The following is a 20312-nucleotide window of genomic DNA, read 5'->3' as shown; positions in this document are numbered from 1 at the left end:
TATTAGAAACGAAGGGATTTTTAGCATATTGACCTGGCGGCAGCAGTCCGCCAGGTCAGCGTCGAAATATTATGCCGTCCGGGCAACGGCATCACGCGAAGCAGCATCGCGCTCTTCGCCTGTCAGCTCGCTAAGTTGCCCGTTGCGCATTTCCAGCAGGCGGTCAGCGTGGATAAAGTAATGATCATCATGACTGATGGCGAATATGGTTTTACCCATCTCCTGCATCAGCGGCAGCAGCACCTGATAAAACTCACGGCGGAAGTGTGGGTCCTGATCCGCCGCCCATTCATCCAGCAGGATAATATCGCGTTCTTCTGCCAGCGCCAGCAACAGCGCGACGCGTTTTTTCTGCCCTTTTGATAACTTCAGGTTAACAATACGCCCGTTGCTTAACTCAAGCTTATGAGCCATTTTCAGTTGCGCCAGCCACTTCTCAATCAGTTGCGGGTTAGCGGGTTGACCCTCCGGCCCCAGCAGTTGATCGAACAGCCAGACATCGGTAAACACTGCCGAAAACAGTTTGCGATAATCTTCCGGTTGTTCGCCGCTGACAGGTTTGCCATCCAGCAAGATTTCGCCGCTTTGTGGCTGATACAAGCCCGTCAGCAACATCGCCAGCGTCGATTTTCCACTACCGTTGCCACCAATCAGAAACAGCAGTTCGCCACGTTTGATGGTGAGGTTAATCGGCCCAACGGAAAACGCGTTATCCTGATAAGCAAACGTAACATTGCGCAGCTCCAGCGTTTGCCAGTTGGGAAACGTCTGCGGACGCGGAAACTCTGCTTTGAAAGGCGCGAGCGCGAATTTGTTCAGCTTGTTAAACGCCACCTGCGCCGTCAGCAGCGTCGGTAATGCGCCAACCGCCGAAAGCAGCGGCGTACGCAGGAACAACAGCGTCAACGAATAGGTCGCGGCAACGTTGGTATCAGCCCAACCGAGACTGTTCGCCATCCAGAACACCAGGCCGATAGCGCCCAGCATCATGATGTTTGACCAGTTCACGGCACTAAGATGGAAGGTGTCTGCGCGGATAATATGATGGCGATACTCTTGCGCATCAGGAATGTAGAGGTTGTTAAACACATACTCGGCGCGTTCCCGGTTCAGAGTCAGCTCTTTGCGCCCTTCGAGTACGGTTTGAAAATCCGTGTACAGCTTATCTTCGGTTTCACGCAGGGTCGCCATATGTTTGTACACCCGCGCCACCAGCACAAAACCGCCCCAGATGGTGACTGCCATCCAGATAGCCGTTACCAGCAACATTTTGCCCGACAGCATCCACAAATACGCCGCGGAACCGATAGTGAGAATGATCCCCTGCACCAGTTCCGGCAGACGCACAAAAGCAATGGTGATATTGCGCACATCGCTGGTTAACCCCGCCAGCAACGAAGCGCTACCAAGTTGTTCAATGCGCTCGACGTGGGTATCCAGAATCCGCTTGATAAATTCACTACGCAGTCGGTAAACGAAGTGATGCCCCAAAGTGGTGAGCGCCAGTTGCGATCCGAGAGTGACTGCCATCAACAGCAACAATAATCCCAGAAACTCCGGCAACACCAGCAGACTGGTATCCGCCGTTTCGATAAGGCGCTGATTGATAAAAGCAATTAAGCCAATGCCTAATGCCGCACTGGCGAGGCTTAGCGCCATCACACTGATAAATGGCCAGCGATACTGCCGCCAGACAAGTACAAGAAGTTCCATGCAGAAAACCCGGACAATGAATTACAGCCCGCAGTTTAAACATCTTCGCGCGCACAGCAATAATAATTCTTATTTTTATTCTTTTTTACCTGCCTGACGGAATGTCAGGTTGTAGCGGCAGTCGCCGGCGAGTGGATGAAACCCCGCTTTCAACGGTTGAATGCCATGATAAAACAGCCGCGATTCACCGCCCCATACCACCACATCGCCATGTTCCAGCAACAATCTTTTTAGCGGATCATTTCGTTTCAGGCCGCCAAATTGAAAAATCGCGGGTAAGCCCAGAGAAACAGAAACAATTGGCGCGCGCAGATCCGGTTCGTCTTTATCCTGATGCAGCGACAGTTTCGCGCCAGGAACGTAGCGGTTGATCAAACAGGCATCTGGCTGGAAATCTGGATAGCCCCCCGCCGTAGCCGCACGTTGACATAAATGATGAAAACTCTGCGGCATGGCGGGCCACGGTTTATTTGTTTGCGGATCAATGGGCGAATAGAGATAACCTTGCCGATGGGTCGTCCAGCCCAGATGCCCACAGTTGGTCATCGCCACCGACATGGTATATCCGCCTGGAGTGACCATCTGGCGAAACGGCGACTGGCTGGCAACGTCATTAATATCGCGGATTAGTTGCTCCGCAGCGTTAAAAGCGAAACGCCGTAAAATTACCGCACCAGCCGCCAGTGGCTCTTGCCACGGTTCAGCATCGGCAAACAGATCCAACATTACCTCTCCTCATTCTCAGCTTCGCGGCGCAGCAGTTGCGCTTTGCGCGACACGCCCCAGCGGTAACCGGAAAGTGTGCCATCACCACGGACCACCCGATGACAAGGTATAACGATAGCTAGCTTGTTGGCGGCACAGGCGCTGGCAACAGCCCGTACCGCTTTCGGTTTGCCGATGGCATTAGCCAGTTGCTGATAACTGACGGTTTCACCGCAAGGTATCGTGCGCAGTGCCTGCCAGACTTGTTGCTGAAAAGCAGTGCCGCGAATGTCCAGCGGTAACGTCAGCGGCGTATCGCGTTGATTGAGGCTGGCGATCACTTCACGCACATGTTGCTGAAACGTCAGATCGGCAGGCGCGCTGTCGGCAGCGGGAAACATCTGCTGTAACTCGCTGATTAGTGTCGCGTCATCATCGCCCAGTAATATCGCGCAAATCCCCCGCTCACTTTCTGCCACCAGGCAACGGCCCAGCTCACAATCAGCCAGCGCGTAACGCACCGCCAGATTTTCGCCACCGTGACGGAATTGTTTAGCCGTCATGCCCAGCGTTTCGTCAGCTTTGCGGTAGTAACTGCTGCTGTCGGGGAATCCGGCGTTAAGAATAGACGTCGTCACGCTCTCCCCTTTCGCCAGCGATTCGCGCAAACGGCGAGCGCGCCAGGCCTGTTGCCAGGCTTTAGGCGTCATTCCGGTAGTCGCTTTAAACAACCGATGCAGATGGAACGGACTCATCGCCACATGGTCGGCTAAGGCTTCCAGCGTTACAGGCGTTTCCTGTTCCAGAAGTCGGCAGGCGTGGGTAATTTTATCAAGGCGATGTTGCTGGGCATTGGCTTTGTCTGGCTGACAACGTTTGCAGGGGCGAAATCCGGCGGCGAGTGCCTCGCTGGCATTTGCGTAGAAGGAGACATTTTCCCGCAAGGCATGTCTGGCGCGGCAAGACGGACGGCAAAAGATACCTGTGGTGCGCACGGCGAAAACGAATTCGCCGTCGGCATTCGGGTCGCGGGCTAAGACAGATTGCCAGCGTTGATCGTCTGTTAAGCATGTGGCGTTTTTCATAATCAGCTCCCTGGTTAAGGATAGCCTTTAGTCTGCCCGGTCACCATCGCGCAAAAACCAACAATCTTGCGCTTTAATTTTTTTCGCTGATAAGGAAGCTTTTAAACTGCGGCGACATCCAGGTTTTAAAGCTATCGCCCTCTTTGGTGATCATATAGACCGCCAGCCCTTCCCGGCGAACAACTTCTTTGGCTTTATCCGGCCCGAGCACCATCAAACCTGTGTCCCAGGCGTCGGCTTCCAGCGCCGTCGGGGCAATCACCGTCACGGATACCAGATTATGTTCAATGGGACGCCCGGTTTGCGGATCGATAACATGAGAAAGACGTTTGCCGTCCAGTTCGTAATAGTTGCGATAGCTGCCGGAGGTGCTGATACCGTGGCCGTTGATATCCACCACCGCCTGAACCGCGTTTTCTTTATCGGTTGGTTTTTGAATCGCCACTCGCCACGGCTGGCCTTCACCGTTCATACCACGGCTGTTCAGCGCGCCGCCCACCGACACCAGATAGCGGGAAATCCCTTCCTGCTCCATCAAGCGTGCCAGATGATCCGCCGCATAACCTTCACCGACGGTAGAGAGATCGACATATAAATCCGGCAGGTCTTTTTGCAGATATTGCTGGTGGGACTGATTAATCACCGTCAGGTGCTGTAAGCCGGTTTTGGCTTTCATCGCATCGATCTGTTCCTGACTCGGAATTTGAACCGGCTGTTGTTCCGGGCCAAAGCCCCACAGATTCACCAGCGGCCCGACGGTTATATCCATCGCACCATCGGTCCTTGCGCCAATGCGCAGCGAGGTGGTGACGATATCGGCCATCGCTTCACTTACCGGCCACGGCGACAAACTTTGCGAGTCGTTAAAGCGCATCAGCGCGGAATCTTTTTTATAGGTCGAAAGCAGCTGATCGTCGGCGTCCAGCTGGGTCTGAATCTTTTCTTTAAGTTCGGCACTGCGTTTGGCATCAATGCCCGGGATGCTGGCACGCCAGAAGGTACCCATGGTTTTGCCTTCAAGAACGGTAACTTCAGTAGCGTGGGTTTTGGCGGGTTGTGGTTTTTGATCGCAACCAACAAAGAAGAGCGCGGCAGCCAGCAGTGCCACGCGGGTAAAGCTTATTTCCATACGTGATTATCCTCATGCGAACGGTCGCAAGAGTACACCAAAAAACTGTGTTTGTACGCTGAAAACAATGAAAAAAGGGCCCGCAGGCCCTTTGTTCGATATAAATCGAGATTAGAACTGGTAAACCAGACCCAGAGCTACGATGTCATCAGTGTTGATGCCAGCAGCGCGGGTGAACTGGTTGTCGTCCAGCAGGTTGATTTTGTAGTCAACGTAGGTGGACATGTTTTTGTTGAAGTAGTAGGTCGCACCAACATCAACATATTTCAGGATATCTTCGTCGTCGTAGCCACGACCCAGGTTTTTACCTTTAGACTGCAGGTAAGCCAGGGACGGACGCAGACCGAAGTCGAACTGGTACTGAGCAACAGCTTCGAAGTTCTGTGCTTTGTTCGCCCAACCCAGGGAACCTACGCGAGTTGCGTTGTAGGTCTGGGTGTACTGAGCAGCCAGGTAGATGTTGTTAGCGTCGTATTTCAGACCACCAGTGTAGGTTTCAGCACGGTCGCCAGTACCGATCAGGCCAGTGTTGTTCTGATCCCAGGTACGTTTGGAGCTGGAAACTGCAGCACCGATACCAAAGCCTTCATAATTGTAAGTAATAGAACCACCAACACCGTCACCGTTCTGCTCAAATACATCATCACGGCCATTAGTGGTCATACCTTCGCCATGAGCACTACCGTTTTTACCCTGATACTGAACAGCAAAATCAAGACCGTCAACCAGACCGAAGAAGTCGGTGTTACGGTAGGTCGCGAAACCGTTACCACGCTGCTGCATGAAGTTATCAGAATCGTAGGTATCACCACCGAATTCTGGCAGTACGTCGGTCCAGGAAGTAACATCGTAAACAACGCCGTAGTTACGACCATAGTCAAAAGAACCAACGTCCTGGAATTTCAGACCAGCGAATGCCACACGGGTCCAGGAACTATTGTCACTTTCAGGTTCGTTACCTTGAATCTGATATTCCCACTGACCATAACCGGTCAGTTGATCAGTAACCTGAGTTTCACCTTTGAAGCCAAGACGCATGTAGGTCTTGTCGCCATCTTTAGAGTCGTTATCGGAGAAATAGTGCAGGCCGTCAACTTTACCGTACAGATCTAATTTGTTGCCGTCTTTGTTGTAAATTTCAGCAGCGTTTGCTGCGCCTGCTACCAGCAGAGCTGGGACCAGGAGGGACAGTACTTTAACTTTCATGTTATTAACCCTCTGTTATATGCCTTTATTTGCTTTTTTATGCCACTGCATACTGATTAACCCTCATTAATCAGTCGGCAGGTCCATTCTCCCCAAAAATGCAGAATAATCCAACACGAATATGATACTAAAACTTTTAAGATGTTTCATTTATCGCTATAGATGTTTCAAAATGTAAATGCAAGGGAACTTTTTAAGATTATTGCGGAATGGCGAAATAAGCACCTAACATCAAGCAATAATAATTCAAGGTTAAAATCAATAACTTATTCTTAAGTATTTGACAGCACTGAATGTCAAAACAAAACCTTCACTCGCAACTAGAATATCTCCCGCTATCATCATTAACTTTATTTATTACCGTCATTCATTTCTGAATGTCTGTTTACCCCTATTTCAACCGGATGCCTCGCATCCGGTTTTTTTTACCCTTCTTTACACACTTTTCATTATTCTGTGCTACCACAGAAAAACTATAACGCTTGTTAACTATTTCACAAATAATTAACATCAGCATAATTTCCAGCAATCTTCGTTTATTTGCAATTAATTTCATTGGGCTTTTTGTAGGTTATTTGTACAGCAAAATGGCGCTTGTACATCTATTTCCCCCAATGCAGGATGATAAATATCACGGGAGAATAGAGAATCATCAATCAGGTAAGAGTCTGGAATTTCACACTGTACCCTTTATACTGCCCTATCACTTCGCGAAGTTTTAACAGGTCATAAACACGAATGCGTCAGAAAGAGACAACGGCCACGACCCGCTTTTCACTCCTACCGGGGAGCATTACCCGCTTCTTTTTACTGTTGATCATTGTGTTACTGGTGACGATGGGAGTAATGGTACAAAGCGCTGTTAACGCCTGGCTGAAAGATAAAAGTTACCAGATTGTCGACATTACCCACGCTATCCAAAAGCGCGTCGATACCTGGCGTTACGTGACCTGGCAGATCTACGACAACATTGCCGCGACGACCTCCCCCTCCTCCGGCGAAGGTTTACAAGAGACGCGCCTGAAACAGGATGTCTACTATCTGGAGAAACCACGCCGCAAAACGGAAGCGTTAATCTTTGGCTCTCACGACAACTCAACGCTTGAGATGACTCAACGGATGTCCACCTATCTGGACACATTGTGGGGCGCAGAAAATGTACCGTGGTCGATGTATTACCTGAATGGTCAGGATAACAGTCTGGTGCTGATCTCAACCCTGCCCCTCAAAGATCTCACCTCCGGATTTAAAGAATCGACCGTCAGCGACATTGTTGATTCACGTCGTGCAGAGATGTTGCAACAGGCCAACGCCCTCGATGAACGCGAAAGCTTTTCTAACATGCGCCGCCTGGCCTGGCAGAACGGTCATTACTTTACCTTACGTACCACCTTTAACCAGCCGGGACATCTGGCAACGGTTGTGGCTTTTGATCTGCCGATTAATGATTTGATCCCACCGGGCATGCCGCTGGACAGTTTCCGCCTTGAGCCAGACGCGACGGCAACGGGAGACAATGATAATGAGAAAGAAGGGACGGATAGCGTCAGTATCCACTTTAACAGTACGAAGATTGAAATCTCCTCGGCACTCAACTCTACCGATATGCGACTGGTCTGGCAGGTTCCTTATGGCACCTTATTGCTGGATACGTTGCAAAACATTCTGCTGCCACTGCTGCTGAACATCGGTTTGCTGGCGCTGGCGTTATTTGGCTATACCACATTCCGCCATTTCTCCAGCCGCAGTACAGAAAGCGTCCCCAGCACGGCGGTCAATAACGAATTGCGCATTTTACGGGCAATTAATGAAGAGATAGTCTCACTGCTGCCGCTCGGCCTGCTGGTTCACGATCAGGAATCGAACCGCACAGTCATAAGTAACAAAATTGCCGATCATTTGCTGCCGCATTTGAATCTGCAAAACATCACCACCATGGCGGAACAGCATCAGGGGATTATTCAGGCGACGATCAATAACGAGCTGTATGAGATCCGCATGTTCCGCAGCCAGGTTGCGCCGCGCACACAAATTTTCATTATTCGCGATCAGGATCGCGAAGTGCTGGTAAACAAGAAACTCAAGCAGGCGCAGCGTCTGTATGAGAAAAACCAGCAGGGGCGGATGACCTTTATGAAAAACATTGGCGATGCGCTGAAAGAACCCGCACAGTCCCTGGCGGAGAGCGCGGCTAAACTCAACGCCCCGGAAGGCAAACAACTGACGAATCAGGCGGATGTGCTGGTGCGGCTGGTCGATGAAATACAGTTAGCGAACATGCTTGCGGACGATAGCTGGAAAAGTGAGACGGTGCTGTTCTCCGTGCAGGATTTAATTGATGAAGTTGTGCCTTCAGTGTTGCCTGCCATCAAGCGTAAAGGTCTGCAACTGCTGATTAACAATCATCTGAAAGCACACGATATGCGCCGCGGCGATCGCGATGCCTTACGACGTATTTTGCTGCTACTGATGCAATATGCCGTGACCTCAACGCAATTGGGAAAAATCACCCTTGAGGTTGATCAGGATGAGTCCTCCGAAGACCGCCTGACGTTCCGCATTCTGGACACGGGAGAAGGCGTAAGTATTCATGAAATGGATAATTTGCACTTCCCGTTTATCAACCAGACCCAAAACGATCGCTATGGCAAGGCGGACCCGCTGGCATTCTGGCTGAGCGATCAACTGGCGCGTAAACTGGGCGGTCATTTAAACATCAAAACGCGGGATGGGCTTGGTACACGCTACTCTGTGCATATCAAAATGCTCGCAGCTGACCCGAAAGTTGAAGAGGAAGAAGAGCGATTACTGGATGATGTCTGCGTAATGGTGGATGTTACTTCGGCAGAAATTCGGAATATTGTCACTCGCCAGTTAGAAAATTGGGGTGCAACCTGTATCACACCCGATGAAAGATTAATTAGTCAAGATTATGATATCTTTTTAACGGATAATCCGTCTAATCTTACTGCCTCTGGCTTGCTTTTAAGCGATGATGAGTCTGGCGTACGGGAAATTGGGCCTGGTCAATTGTGCGTCAACTTCAATATGAGCAACGCTATGCAGGAAGCGGTCTTACAATTAATTGAAGTGCAACTGGCGCAGGAAGAGGTGACAGAATCGCCTCTGGGCGGAGATGAAAATGCGCAACTCCATGCCAGCGGCTATTATGCGCTCTTTGTAGACACAGTACCGGATGATGTTAAGAGGCTGTATACTGAAGCAGCAACCAGTGACTTTGCTGCGTTAGCCCAAACGGCTCATCGTCTTAAAGGCGTATTTGCCATGCTAAATCTGGTACCCGGCAAGCAGTTATGTGAAACGCTGGAACATCTGATTCGTGAGAAGGATGTTCCAGGAATAGAAAAATACATCAGCGACATTGACAGTTATGTCAAGAGCTTGCTGTAGCAAGGTAGCCTATTACATGAACAATATGAACGTAATTATTGCCGATGACCATCCGATAGTCTTGTTCGGTATTCGCAAATCACTTGAGCAAATTGAGTGGGTGAATGTTGTCGGCGAATTTGAAGACTCTACAGCACTGATCAACAACCTGCCGAAACTGGATGCGCATGTGTTGATTACCGATCTCTCCATGCCTGGCGATAAGTACGGCGATGGCATTACCTTAATCAAGTACATCAAGCGCCATTTCCCAAGCCTGTCGATCATTGTTCTGACCATGAACAACAACCCGGCGATTCTTAGTGCGGTATTGGATCTGGATATCGAAGGGATCGTGCTGAAACAAGGTGCACCGACCGATCTGCCGAAAGCTCTCGCCGCGCTGCAGAAAGGGAAGAAATTTACCCCGGAAAGCGTTTCTCGCCTGTTGGAAAAAATCAGTGCCGGTGGTTACGGTGACAAGCGTCTCTCGCCAAAAGAGAGTGAAGTTCTGCGCCTGTTTGCGGAAGGCTTCCTGGTGACCGAGATCGCTAAAAAGCTGAACCGCAGTATTAAAACCATCAGTAGCCAGAAGAAATCTGCGATGATGAAGCTGGGTGTCGAGAACGATATCGCCCTGCTGAATTATCTCTCTTCAGTGACGTTAAGTCCGGCAGATAAAGACTAATCACCTGTAGGCCAGATAAGACGCGTTAGTGTCTTATCTGGCATTTGCACTGAATGCCAGATGCGGCGTAAACGCCTTATCCGTCCTACGATTCCCGCGATTTCCTGACCCTCTCGGCATATACCGTCAGCGTCTGTTTTATCACATCCAGCGTTACCGGCTTCGACAGGCAGCTGTCCATACCGGACTCCAGACACCGCTGCTTCTCTTCAGCCAACGCATTAGCAGTTACTCCGATTACCGGCAACGTCAGTCCCAACTGACGAATGCGTTGCGTCAAGCGGTAACCATCCATATTTGGCATGTTGACGTCGCTAAGCACGATATCAATATGATTCTTGCTAAGTACATTAAGCGCATCGACGCCATCATTCGCGGTTTTACATTGATAGCCCAACGATCCCAACTGATCTGCCAGAAGACGCCGGTTAATCGGATGATCATCCACGACCAGAATCATCATATCGTCGTTATCGCTGACCGCTTTGTCCGTCGACGGCAGAGCGTTAGCAGGATCATCGCTCTCCATCTCGATCAAATAAATACGCGCCAACAATGCCGGTAGCTCATGCGGGGCCGCCACACTGTGTACCCACTCCCCTGGCGCTTTCTCCAGCGGAATACCAATATGGCGACGACAGAAGGTCACTACCGCTCTACCCTGCCATTTTTTACTCACTACCTCGTCAGTAATTAACACATCTTCGGGAGTCGGTTCCTGCCCTTCGTATGTTGTAACGACGATGCCGCTGCGCTGCAAACTGGTTTCCAGGAACTGACAGAGCGACGCATTGCGGACCGCCAGCCAGCAGCGTTTACCACTCAACCCTTCCACGCCTTTTTTCTGCGGGTACTGAGCGCCGTACAACGGAATACGCACGGTAAACTGGCTGCCCATTCCCGGTTCTGAATCTACCGAGATGTCGCCGTCCATCATGCTGATCAGTTTTTCACAAATCGCCAGACCCAGACCGGTCCCCTGGAAGTTTCGCTGTACGCCCGTTCCGACCTGGAAGAAGGGATCAAACAAGCGCACGACTTCTTTCGCCGGAATCCCCACGCCGGTATCGCGAACACGGATAGAGAGATAATCGCCATCAGCGCGAACTTGCAAAACTATACAGCCGGTATCGGTGAATTTTATGGCGTTACTCAACAGGTTGGAGATGACCTGCTGTAAACGCATCGGGTCGCCATTTAAGGCCACTGGCACATCCGGTTCAATAAAGCAGTACAAGCCTAACTGCTTGCGTACCACCAGCGGTAAATAGTTGGCGGTGATGTGGTTCATCACTTCACGCGGTGAAAACTCACGCGGTTCGATCTTCAACTGTTCTGATTCAATCTTCGAGAAATCGAGAATATCGCTGATAATTTTCAACAACAGGCTGGAAGAGTTGTTCATTGCCGTCACCAGACGATCGACGCCTTTCGGCAACTCTTTGGTTTGCAATAGATCCAGGTTACCGATAATGCCATACAGCGGCGTTCGCAGCTCATGACTGACGGTGGCAAGGAACATCGATTTTGACTGACTCGCCTGTTCCGCTGCTTGTGCCATCTCCTGCAACGACTCTTCCATCTTCACGCGCGAAGAAACATCCACCAGCACACAAATGGCCACGTTTTCATTACGATAGCGCGAATGGACGAAGCTGATTTGCAGATTGGTATTGTTGCTGGTCAGGACATCAACAAAATTGACCTGCTGCCCACAGATAATTTGTGTCAGCCGTTGGCGATCCTCATGCGTAAGCATATTGAGATAGGTATGCGCCAGTTCGTTACTTAAAATATTGACGCCATCAGCGGTACGCAAAATGCAGATACCCACTGGCGCGGAGGCGACAATCTTGCGATTAAACTGCTCATGTTCTTCCAGTCGCAGGGCGTCGCTTTCCGCCGGAATGAAAATACGTCGCTCGTACATCCGCGCGAGAGTAAACAATGCAGCTCCGGCAAGCACATTCAGCAAAATTGCGTTAAGGATCAACATGCGAATGCGTTCCAGCACCTTATCAACCGGCACCGAATACACGATGCTTAGCGATGAGGGTGGCAGATTTTTCTTCAGCACCAGCTCCCGGAACCCTTCCGTATAGCCAAACCAGGAGCGTTCCTGCATCCAGCGAGGATCGCCCTTAATTTTGCTTTCTGGTCCGGTAAGCGAAATCAGGGTATGACCATTTTCATCAAGAATGGTAACCCCCATCGGCAACGTACCAGGCAAGAAAAAGTTCTCCATCCGGATGGTCTGCTCGACACCCAAAAGCGCCTGCAACCGGTTCGCCAGATAAACTGGCGTCAACGCGTAAAAATACCCGACGCCAGGGCGCGGACCTTCGCTGATCCAGTAGAGGTTACTGCCACTATCATCTTGTGGTGCATTTCGATATTTATTAATGCGTTCATGCAAAGCTTTTAGCGCGGTATCGCGTTCCACTGGCATATCACGCAGACCGAAATTGGCCATGCAGAGGTTATCGCTGCCGATTAAAAATACCCGGTTGAGATCGTAAGCCGCAGAAAAATTATCGCGCCAGTAGCGCATAAACCACGCCAATGACTCCAGAGAACCTCGCCAGGTGTTACTCATTGCGGAACAATCAGAGTCAGCAAACAGCGGTTCAAACGCAGGCACATCCGTCTGCGTTTCTCGTCCACGCGGGGAAAGCACACCGTTTTCTGCCGATAAGCGATTTTCGGCGATGTACTTCAGCTCTTTCATCACATCAGAGGTGCGTTGAATAAAGCGCTGAGCCTGATCGGAACTCAGATTAAATTCCTGACGAATTTCCGATTCTCGCTGATGTAACGCATTAACGATGTAAAAAACGGATGAAAAAGCAATCAACAGCCAGAGCACTAACGCCAATGCTCTGAACATGTAGCGCGAGGCTTTCAGGGTTGTACGAAAAGAAGCAAGGTATTTCAAAGGGGCGAAGCTCCGCCTCAGGTGACCGATGGAGTGTGGTTAAGGTAGCGGTAAAAGCGTGTTACCGCAATGTTCTCTCTTCTCTGGAATATGATACACCGCCGAGAAATCATCACCTTAACCTCTGATAATCGTCATATACCGGACAAGACTAGTGGATTTCAGCATGCATTATATGAAGTGGATTTATCCACGCCGCTTACGCAATCAAATGATCCTGATGGCAATCCTGATGGTCATTGTCCCAACGCTTACTATTGGTTATATCGTAGAAACGGAAGGACGTTCAGCAGTCTTATCTGAAAAAGAGAAAAAACTTTCTGCCGTGGTCAACCTGCTTAATCAGGCACTAGGCGATCGCTATGATCTCTACATCGACTTACCACGTGAGGAGCGTATCCGCGCATTAAATGCAGAACTTGCCCCCATTACCGAAAATATCACTCACGCCTTCCCTGGCATCGGCGCTGGTTATTACAACAAAACGCTGGATGCGATAATCACCTACGCGCCTTCAGCGCTATATCAGAATAATGTCGGCGTTACCATTGCCGCAGATCACCCTGGTCGCGAAGTCATGCGTACAAATACCCCTTTGGTTTATTCAGGCAGGCAGGTGCGCGGCGATATTTTGAATTCAATGATTCCCATTGAGCGTAATGGTGAAATCCTCGGCTATATCTGGGCCAATGAATTAACCGAAGATATTCGCCGCCAGGCCTGGAAAATGGATGTGAGGATTATCATTGTGCTCACCGCCGGTTTGCTGATAAGCCTGCTGTTGATTGTCCTTTTCTCCCGTCGCCTGAGCGCCAATATAGATATCATCACCGATGGCCTCTCGACTCTGGCACAAAATATTCCCACTCGATTACCACAATTGCCCGGTGAAATGGGGCAAATCAGTCAGAGTGTTAACAACCTCGCCCAGGCACTGCGTGAAACGCGGACACTTAACGATCTGATTATTGAAAACGCTGCCGATGGCGTCATTGCCATTGACCGCCAGGGTGATGTAACCACCATGAACCCGGCAGCAGAAGTCATCACTGGCTATCAACGTCATGAACTGGTAGGGCAGCCTTACTCCATGTTGTTCGACAATACTCAGTTCTACAGTCCAGTACTGGATACGCTGGAACATGGCACCGAACATGTGGCGCTGGAGATCAGTTTTCCAGGCCGTGACCGCACCATTGAACTCAGTGTCACGACCAGTCGTATTCATAACACGCACGGTGAAATGATAGGTGCTTTGGTGATTTTCTCTGATTTAACTGCCCGCAAAGAAACCCAGCGCCGCATGGCGCAAGCAGAACGCCTCGCCACACTGGGTGAGCTGATGGCTGGCGTGGCGCATGAAGTACGTAATCCGCTAACGGCTATTCGTGGTTATGTACAGATCTTGCGCCAACAAACCAGCGACCTAATACATCAGGAATATCTGTCCGTAGTACTCAAAGAAATTGATTCAATTAACAAAGTTATTCAGCAATTGCTCGAATTTTCACGTCCACGCCACAGTCAATGGCAACAAGTCAGCCTCAATGCATTGGTTGAAGAAACTCTGGTACTGGTACAAACCGCCGGCGTACAAGCGCGGGTCGACTTCATAAGCGAACTGGATAATGAATTAAGCCCGATTAACGCCGATCGTGAACTGCTCAAACAGGTACTACTGAATATCCTGATCAATGCCGTCCAGGCTATCAGTGCACGAGGGAAAATTCGCATTCGAACCTGGCAATACAGCGACTCACAACAGGCCATTTCGATAGAGGACAACGGCTGTGGCATTGATCTCTCGCTGCAAAAAAAGATCTTCGATCCCTTTTTCACCACCAAAGCCTCAGGAACCGGGCTTGGTCTGGCGTTAAGTCAACGCATCATTAATGCCCATCAGGGTGATATTCGCGTCGCCAGTTTGCCGGGCTACGGCGCAACCTTCACGCTTATTTTACCGATCAACCCGCAGGGAAATCAGACTGTATGACTGCTATTAATCGCATCCTTATTGTGGATGATGAAGATAATGTTCGCCGTATGCTGAGCACCGCTTTTGCACTACAAGGATTCGAAACACATTGTGCGAACAACGGGCGCACAGCATTACACCTGTTTGCCGATATTCACCCTGACGTGGTGTTGATGGATATCCGCATGCCAGAGATGGACGGCATCAAGGCACTCAAGGAGATGCGCAGCCATGAGACCCGGACACCCGTTATTCTGATGACGGCCTATGCTGAAGTGGAAACCGCCGTCGAAGCACTACGCTGCGGAGCCTTCGACTATGTTATCAAACCGTTTGATCTCGATGAGTTGAATTTAATCGTTCAGCGCACTTTACAACTCCAGTCAATGAAAAAAGAGATCCGTCATCTGCACCAGGCACTGAGCACCAGCTGGCAATGGGGGCACATTCTCACCAACAGCCCGGCGATGATGGACATCTGCAAAGACACCGCCAAAATTGCCCTTTCTCAGGCCAGCGTCTTGATTAGCGGTGAAAGCGGCACCGGGAAAGAGTTGATTGCCAGAGCGATTCACTACAATTCGCGGAGGGCAAAGGGGCCGTTCATTAAAGTCAACTGCGCGGCACTGCCGGAATCGTTGCTCGAAAGTGAACTGTTTGGTCATGAAAAAGGCGCATTTACTGGTGCACAAACCTTACGTCAGGGATTATTTGAACGTGCCAACGAAGGTACTCTGCTCCTCGACGAAATTGGCGAAATGCCGCTGGTACTGCAAGCCAAATTACTACGCATTCTGCAGGAACGGGAATTTGAACGGATTGGCGGTCATCAGACCATAAAAGTTGATATCCGCATCATTGCTGCCACCAACCGCGACTTGCAGGCAATGGTGAAAGAAGGCACCTTCCGTGAAGATCTCTTTTATCGCCTTAACGTTATTCATTTAATACTACCGCCTCTGCGCGATCGCCGGGAAGATATTTCCCTGTTAGCTAATCACTTTTTGCAAAAATTCAGTAGTGAGAATCAGCGCGATATTATCGACATCGATCCGATGGCAATGTCGCTGCTTACCGCCTGGTCATGGCCGGGTAATATTCGAGAGCTTTCCAACGTCATTGAACGCGCCGTCGTGATGAACTCAGGCCCGATCATTTTCTCTGAGGATCTTCCGCCGCAGATTCGTCAGCCAGTCTGTAATGCTGGTGAGGCAAAAACAGCCCCTGTCGGTGAGCGTAATTTAAAAGAGGAAATTAAACGCGTCGAAAAACGCATCATTATGGAAGTGCTGGAACAACAAGAAGGAAACCGAACCCGCACTGCGTTAATGCTGGGCATCAGTCGCCGTGCATTGATGTATAAACTCCAGGAATACGGTATCGATCCGGCGGATGTATAACGCCAAAACTTGCTATGCAGAAATTTGCACAGTGCGCAATTTTCTGCATAGCCGCTCATTCTCCTTATAAACCCCCATCTAATTTATCCTTTTCTATTCAATTAGTTAAATAACAACCCCCAATAATCTCATTCTGGCACTCCCCTTGCTATTCCCTGACTGTACCCACAACGGTGTATGCAAGAGGGATAAAAAATGAAAACAAAATTGATGACATTACAAGACGCCACCGGCTTCTTTCGTGACGGCATGACCATCATGGTGGGCGGATTTATGGGGATTGGCACTCCATCCCGCCTGGTTGAAGTATTACTGGAATCTGGTGTTCGCGACCTGACATTGATAGCCAATGATACCGCGTTTGTTGATACCGGCATCGGTCCGCTCATCGTCAATGGTCGAGTCCGCAAAGTGATTGCTTCACATATCGGTACCAACCCGGAAACAGGTCGGCGCATGATTTCTGGTGAGATGGACGTCGTTCTGGTGCCGCAAGGTACGCTAATCGAGCAAATTCGCTGTGGTGGAGCTGGACTTGGTGGTTTTCTCACCCCAACAGGTGTCGGTACCGTCGTAGAGGAAGGCAAACAGACACTGACACTCGACGGTAAAACCTGGCTGCTCGAACGCCCGCTGCGCGCCGACCTGGCGCTAATTCGCGCTCATCGTTGCGACACACTTGGCAACCTGACCTATCACCTTAGCGCCCGCAACTTTAACCCCCTGATAGCCCTTGCGGCTGATATCACGCTGGTAGAGCCAGATGAACTGGTCGAAACCGGCGAGCTGCAACCTGACCATATTGTCACCCCTGGTGCCGTTATCGACCACATCATCGTTTCACAGGAGAGCAAATAATGGATGCGAAACAACGTATTGCGCGCCGTGTGGCGCAAGAGCTTCGTGATGGTGACATCGTTAACTTAGGGATCGGTTTACCCACAATGGTCGCCAATTATTTACCGGAGGGTATTCATATCACTCTGCAATCGGAAAACGGCTTCCTCGGTTTAGGCCCGGTCACGACAGCGCATCCAGATCTGGTGAACGCTGGCGGACAACCGTGCGGTGTTTTACCCGGTGCAGCCATGTTTGATAGCGCCATGTCATTTGCGCTAATCCGTGGCGGTCATATTGATGCCTGCGTGCTCGGCGGTTTGCAAGTAGACGAAGAAGCAAACCTCGCGAACTGGGTAGTGCCTGGGAAAATGGTGCCCGGTATGGGTGGCGCGATGGATCTGGTGACCGGGTCGCGCAAAGTGATCATCGCCATGGAACATTGCGCCAAAGATGGTTCAGCAAAAATTTTGCGCCGCTGCACCATGCCTCTCACTGCGCAACATGCGGTGCATATGCTGGTTACTGAACTGGCTGTCTTTCGTTTTATTGACGGCAAAATGTGGCTCACCGAAATTGCCGACGGGTGTGATTTAGCCACCGTGCGTGCCAAAACAGAAGCTCGGTTTGAAGTAGCTGCCGATCTGAATACGCAACGGGGTGATTTATGATTGGTCGCATATCGCGTTTTATGACGCGTTTTGTCAGCCGGTGGCTTCCCGATCCACTGATCTTTGCCATGTTGCTGACATTGCTAACATTCGTGATCGCGCTTTGGTTAACACCACAAACGCCGATCAGCATGGTGAAAATGTGGGGTGACGGTTTCTGGAACTTGCTGGCGTTTGGTATGCAGATGGCGCTTATCATCGTTACCGGTCATGCCCTTGCCAGCTCTGCTCCGGTAAAAAGTTTGCTGCGTACTGCCGCCTCCGCCGCAAAGACGCCCGTACAGGGCGTCATGCTGGTTACTTTCTTCGGTTCAGTCGCTTGTGTCATCAACTGGGGATTTGGTTTGGTTGTCGGCGCAATGTTTGCCCGTGAAGTCGCCCGCCGAGTACCCGGTTCTGATTATCCGTTGCTCATTGCCTGCGCCTACATTGGTTTTCTCACCTGGGGTGGCGGTTTCTCTGGCTCAATGCCTCTGTTGGCTGCAACACCGGGCAACCCGGTTGAGCATATCGCCGGGCTGATCCCGGTGGGCGATACTCTGTTCAGTGGTTTTAACATTTTCATCACTGTGGCGTTGATTGTGGTGATGCCATTTATCACCCGCATGATGATGCCAAAACCGTCTGACGTGGTGAGTATCGATCCGAAACTACTCATGGAAGAGGCTGATTTCCAAAAGCAGCTACCGAAAGATGCCCCACCATCCGAGCGACTGGAAGAAAGCCGCATTCTGACGTTGATCATCGGCGCACTCGGTATCGCTTACCTTGCGATGTACTTCAGCGAACATGGCTTCAACATCACCATCAATACCGTCAACCTGATGTTTATGATTGCGGGTCTGCTGCTACATAAAACGCCAATGGCTTATATGCGTGCTATCAGCGCGGCAGCACGGAGTACTGCCGGTATTCTGGTGCAATTCCCCTTCTACGCTGGGATCCAACTGATGATGGAGCATTCCGGTCTGGGCGGACTCATTACCGAATTCTTCATCAATGTTGCGAACAAAGACACCTTCCCGGTAATGACCTTTTTTAGTTCTGCACTGATTAACTTCGCCGTTCCGTCTGGCGGCGGTCACTGGGTTATTCAGGGACCTTTCGTGATACCCGCAGCCCAGGCGCTGGGCGCTGATCTCGGTAAATCGGTAATGGCGATCGCCTACGGCGAGCAATGGATGAACATGGCACAACCGTTCTGGGCGCTGCCAGCACTGGCAATCGCCGGACTCGGTGTCCGCGACATCATGGGCTATTGCATCACTGCCCTGCTCTTCTCCGGCGTCATTTTCGTCATTGGTTTAACGCTGTTCTGACGGCAACCCTACAGACAGAAGGAATATAAAATGAAAAATTGTGTCATCGTCAGTGCGGTACGTACTGCTATCGGTAGTTTTAACGGTTCACTCGCTTCCACCAGCGCCATCGACCTGGGGGCGACAGTAATTAAAGCCGCCATTGAACGTGCAAAAATCGATTCACTACACATTGATGAAGTGATTATGGGTAACGTGTTGCAAGCCGGGCTGGGGCAAAATCCGGCGCGTCAGGCACTGTTAAAAAGCGGGCTGGCAGAAACGGTGTGCGGATTCACGGTCAATAAAGTGTGTGGTTCGGGTCTTAAAAGTGTGGCGCTTGCCGCCCAGGCAATTCAGGCAGGTCAGGCGCAAAGCATTGTGGCGGGGGGTATGGAAAATATGAGTTTAGCGCCCTACTTACTCGATGCAAAAGCACGCTCTGGTTATCGTCTTGGAGACGGACAGGTTTATGACGTAATCCTGCGCGATGGTCTGATGTGCGCCACTCATGGTTATCATATGGGGATTACCGCCGAGAACGTGGCCAAAGAGTACGGAATTACCCGAGAAATGCAGGATGAACTGGCGCTACATTCACAGCGTAAAGCGGCAGCCGCAATTGAGTCCGGTGCTTTTACAGCCGAAATCGTCCCGGTAAATATTGTCACCCGGAAGAAAACCTTCGTCTTCAGTCAAGACGAATTCCCGAAAGCGAATTCAACGGCTGAAGCGTTAGGTGCATTGCGCCCGGCCTTCGATAAAGCAGGAACAGTCACCGCCGGGAACGCGTCTGGTATTAATGACGGTGCTGCCGCTCTGGTGATTATGGAAGAATCTGCGGCGCTGGCAGCAGGCCTTACCCCCCTGGCTCGCATTAAAAGTTATGCCAGCGGTGGCGTGCCCCCCGCATTGATGGGTATGGGACCAGTACCTGCCACGCAAAAAGCGTTACAACTGGCGGGGCTGCAACTGGCGGATATTGATCTCATTGAGGCTAATGAAGCATTTGCCGCACAGTTCCTTGCCGTTGGGAAAACCCTGGGCTTTGATTCTGAGAAAGTGAATGTCAACGGCGGGGCCATCGCGCTCGGGCATCCTATCGGTGCCAGTGGTGCTCGTATTCTGGTCACACTATTACATGCCATGCAGGCACGCGATAAAACGCTGGGGCTGGCAACACTGTGCATTGGTGGCGGCCAGGGAATTGCGATGGTGATTGAACGGTTGAATTAACCAATAAAAACACCCGATAGCGAAAGTTATCGGGCGTTTTCTTG

At 50.6% G+C, this 20312-nt stretch carries 14 protein-coding genes; 8 read left to right on the top strand and 6 right to left on the bottom strand.

The window, feature by feature from the left end:
• Window positions 1-69: 69 nt before the first annotated feature.
• The 5 genes from yojI to ACJHWR_RS10405 form a co-directional block, all read right to left on the bottom strand.
• Window positions 70-1713, bottom strand: coding sequence for a microcin J25 efflux ABC transporter YojI (gene yojI / locus ACJHWR_RS10425; RefSeq protein WP_000422219.1), 1644 nt, complete (start codon window positions 1711-1713; stop codon window positions 70-72).
• 75 nt (window positions 1714-1788) lie between these two features.
• Window positions 1789-2439: a DNA oxidative demethylase AlkB gene (gene alkB / locus ACJHWR_RS10420; protein ID WP_000884967.1), complete on the bottom strand. Its 651-nt coding sequence runs from the start codon at window positions 2437-2439 to the stop codon at window positions 1789-1791.
• Window positions 2439-3503: a bifunctional DNA-binding transcriptional regulator/O6-methylguanine-DNA methyltransferase Ada gene (ada, locus tag ACJHWR_RS10415; RefSeq protein WP_000786351.1), complete on the bottom strand. Its 1065-nt coding sequence runs from the start codon at window positions 3501-3503 to the stop codon at window positions 2439-2441. The genes alkB and ada overlap by 1 nt, the downstream gene beginning before the upstream one ends.
• 73 nt (window positions 3504-3576) lie before the next feature.
• The gene (gene apbE, locus ACJHWR_RS10410) at window positions 3577-4632 is read right to left on the bottom strand and encodes an FAD:protein FMN transferase ApbE (RefSeq protein ID WP_000406083.1); all 1056 of its coding nucleotides are present in this window, start codon (window positions 4630-4632) and stop codon (window positions 3577-3579) included.
• 111 nt (window positions 4633-4743) lie between these two features.
• The gene (locus tag ACJHWR_RS10405; RefSeq protein WP_000865538.1) at window positions 4744-5838 is read right to left on the bottom strand and encodes a porin OmpC; all 1095 of its coding nucleotides are present in this window, start codon (window positions 5836-5838) and stop codon (window positions 4744-4746) included.
• Window positions 5839-6576: 738 nt separating this feature from the next.
• On the opposite strand from ACJHWR_RS10405, the gene rcsD reads away from it, so the two are divergent.
• The gene (gene rcsD / locus ACJHWR_RS10400) at window positions 6577-9249 is read left to right on the top strand and encodes a phosphotransferase RcsD (RefSeq protein WP_001249113.1); all 2673 of its coding nucleotides are present in this window, start codon (window positions 6577-6579) and stop codon (window positions 9247-9249) included.
• A 16-nt stretch (window positions 9250-9265) separates the two neighbouring features.
• On the top strand, window positions 9266-9916 hold the full coding sequence (gene rcsB, locus ACJHWR_RS10395; protein WP_001061917.1) for a response regulator transcription factor RcsB: 651 nt from the start codon (window positions 9266-9268) through the stop codon (window positions 9914-9916).
• Between the two features lie 85 nt (window positions 9917-10001).
• Here the strand turns inward: rcsB and rcsC are convergent, their stop codons facing one another.
• A complete protein-coding gene (rcsC, locus tag ACJHWR_RS10390) occupies window positions 10002-12851 on the bottom strand; it encodes a two-component system sensor histidine kinase RcsC (protein WP_000876060.1) in 2850 nt (949 codons plus the stop codon).
• A 166-nt stretch (window positions 12852-13017) separates the two neighbouring features.
• On the opposite strand from rcsC, the gene atoS reads away from it, so the two are divergent.
• The 6 genes from atoS (at window position 13018) to atoB (ending at window position 20268) form a co-directional block, all read left to right on the top strand.
• On the top strand, window positions 13018-14844 hold the full coding sequence (atoS, locus tag ACJHWR_RS10385) for a two-component system sensor histidine kinase AtoS (protein WP_001361611.1): 1827 nt from the start codon (window positions 13018-13020) through the stop codon (window positions 14842-14844).
• On the top strand, window positions 14841-16226 hold the full coding sequence (atoC, locus tag ACJHWR_RS10380; RefSeq protein WP_000125293.1) for an acetoacetate metabolism transcriptional regulator AtoC: 1386 nt from the start codon (window positions 14841-14843) through the stop codon (window positions 16224-16226). Before atoS ends, atoC begins: the two co-directional genes overlap by 4 nt.
• 195 nt (window positions 16227-16421) lie before the next feature.
• The gene (gene atoD, locus ACJHWR_RS10375) at window positions 16422-17084 is read left to right on the top strand and encodes an acetate CoA-transferase subunit alpha (RefSeq protein ID WP_000850545.1); all 663 of its coding nucleotides are present in this window, start codon (window positions 16422-16424) and stop codon (window positions 17082-17084) included.
• Window positions 17084-17734: an acetate CoA-transferase subunit beta gene (gene atoA / locus ACJHWR_RS10370; RefSeq protein WP_000339065.1), complete on the top strand. Its 651-nt coding sequence runs from the start codon at window positions 17084-17086 to the stop codon at window positions 17732-17734. The genes atoD and atoA overlap by 1 nt, the downstream gene beginning before the upstream one ends.
• Entirely contained in the window at window positions 17731-19053 is a 1323-nt protein-coding gene (locus tag ACJHWR_RS10365; protein ID WP_000580275.1) for a TIGR00366 family protein, read from the top strand. Before atoA ends, ACJHWR_RS10365 begins: the two co-directional genes overlap by 4 nt.
• A gap of 30 nt (window positions 19054-19083) precedes the next feature.
• Window positions 19084-20268 (top strand): acetyl-CoA acetyltransferase, encoded by a 1185-nt coding sequence (gene atoB, locus ACJHWR_RS10360; RefSeq protein WP_000786519.1) that lies wholly within the window; start codon window positions 19084-19086, stop codon window positions 20266-20268.
• Window positions 20269-20312: the final 44 nt, after the last annotated feature.

Origin of the sequence: Escherichia sp. WS568, from assembly GCF_046486085.1 — a bacterium.
In the GTDB taxonomy this organism is placed as follows: Bacteria; Pseudomonadota; Gammaproteobacteria; order Enterobacterales; family Enterobacteriaceae; genus Escherichia; species Escherichia coli.
Note: the sequence above shows the minus strand (reverse complement) of the source record. Positions and strands in the feature narration are given on the sequence as shown.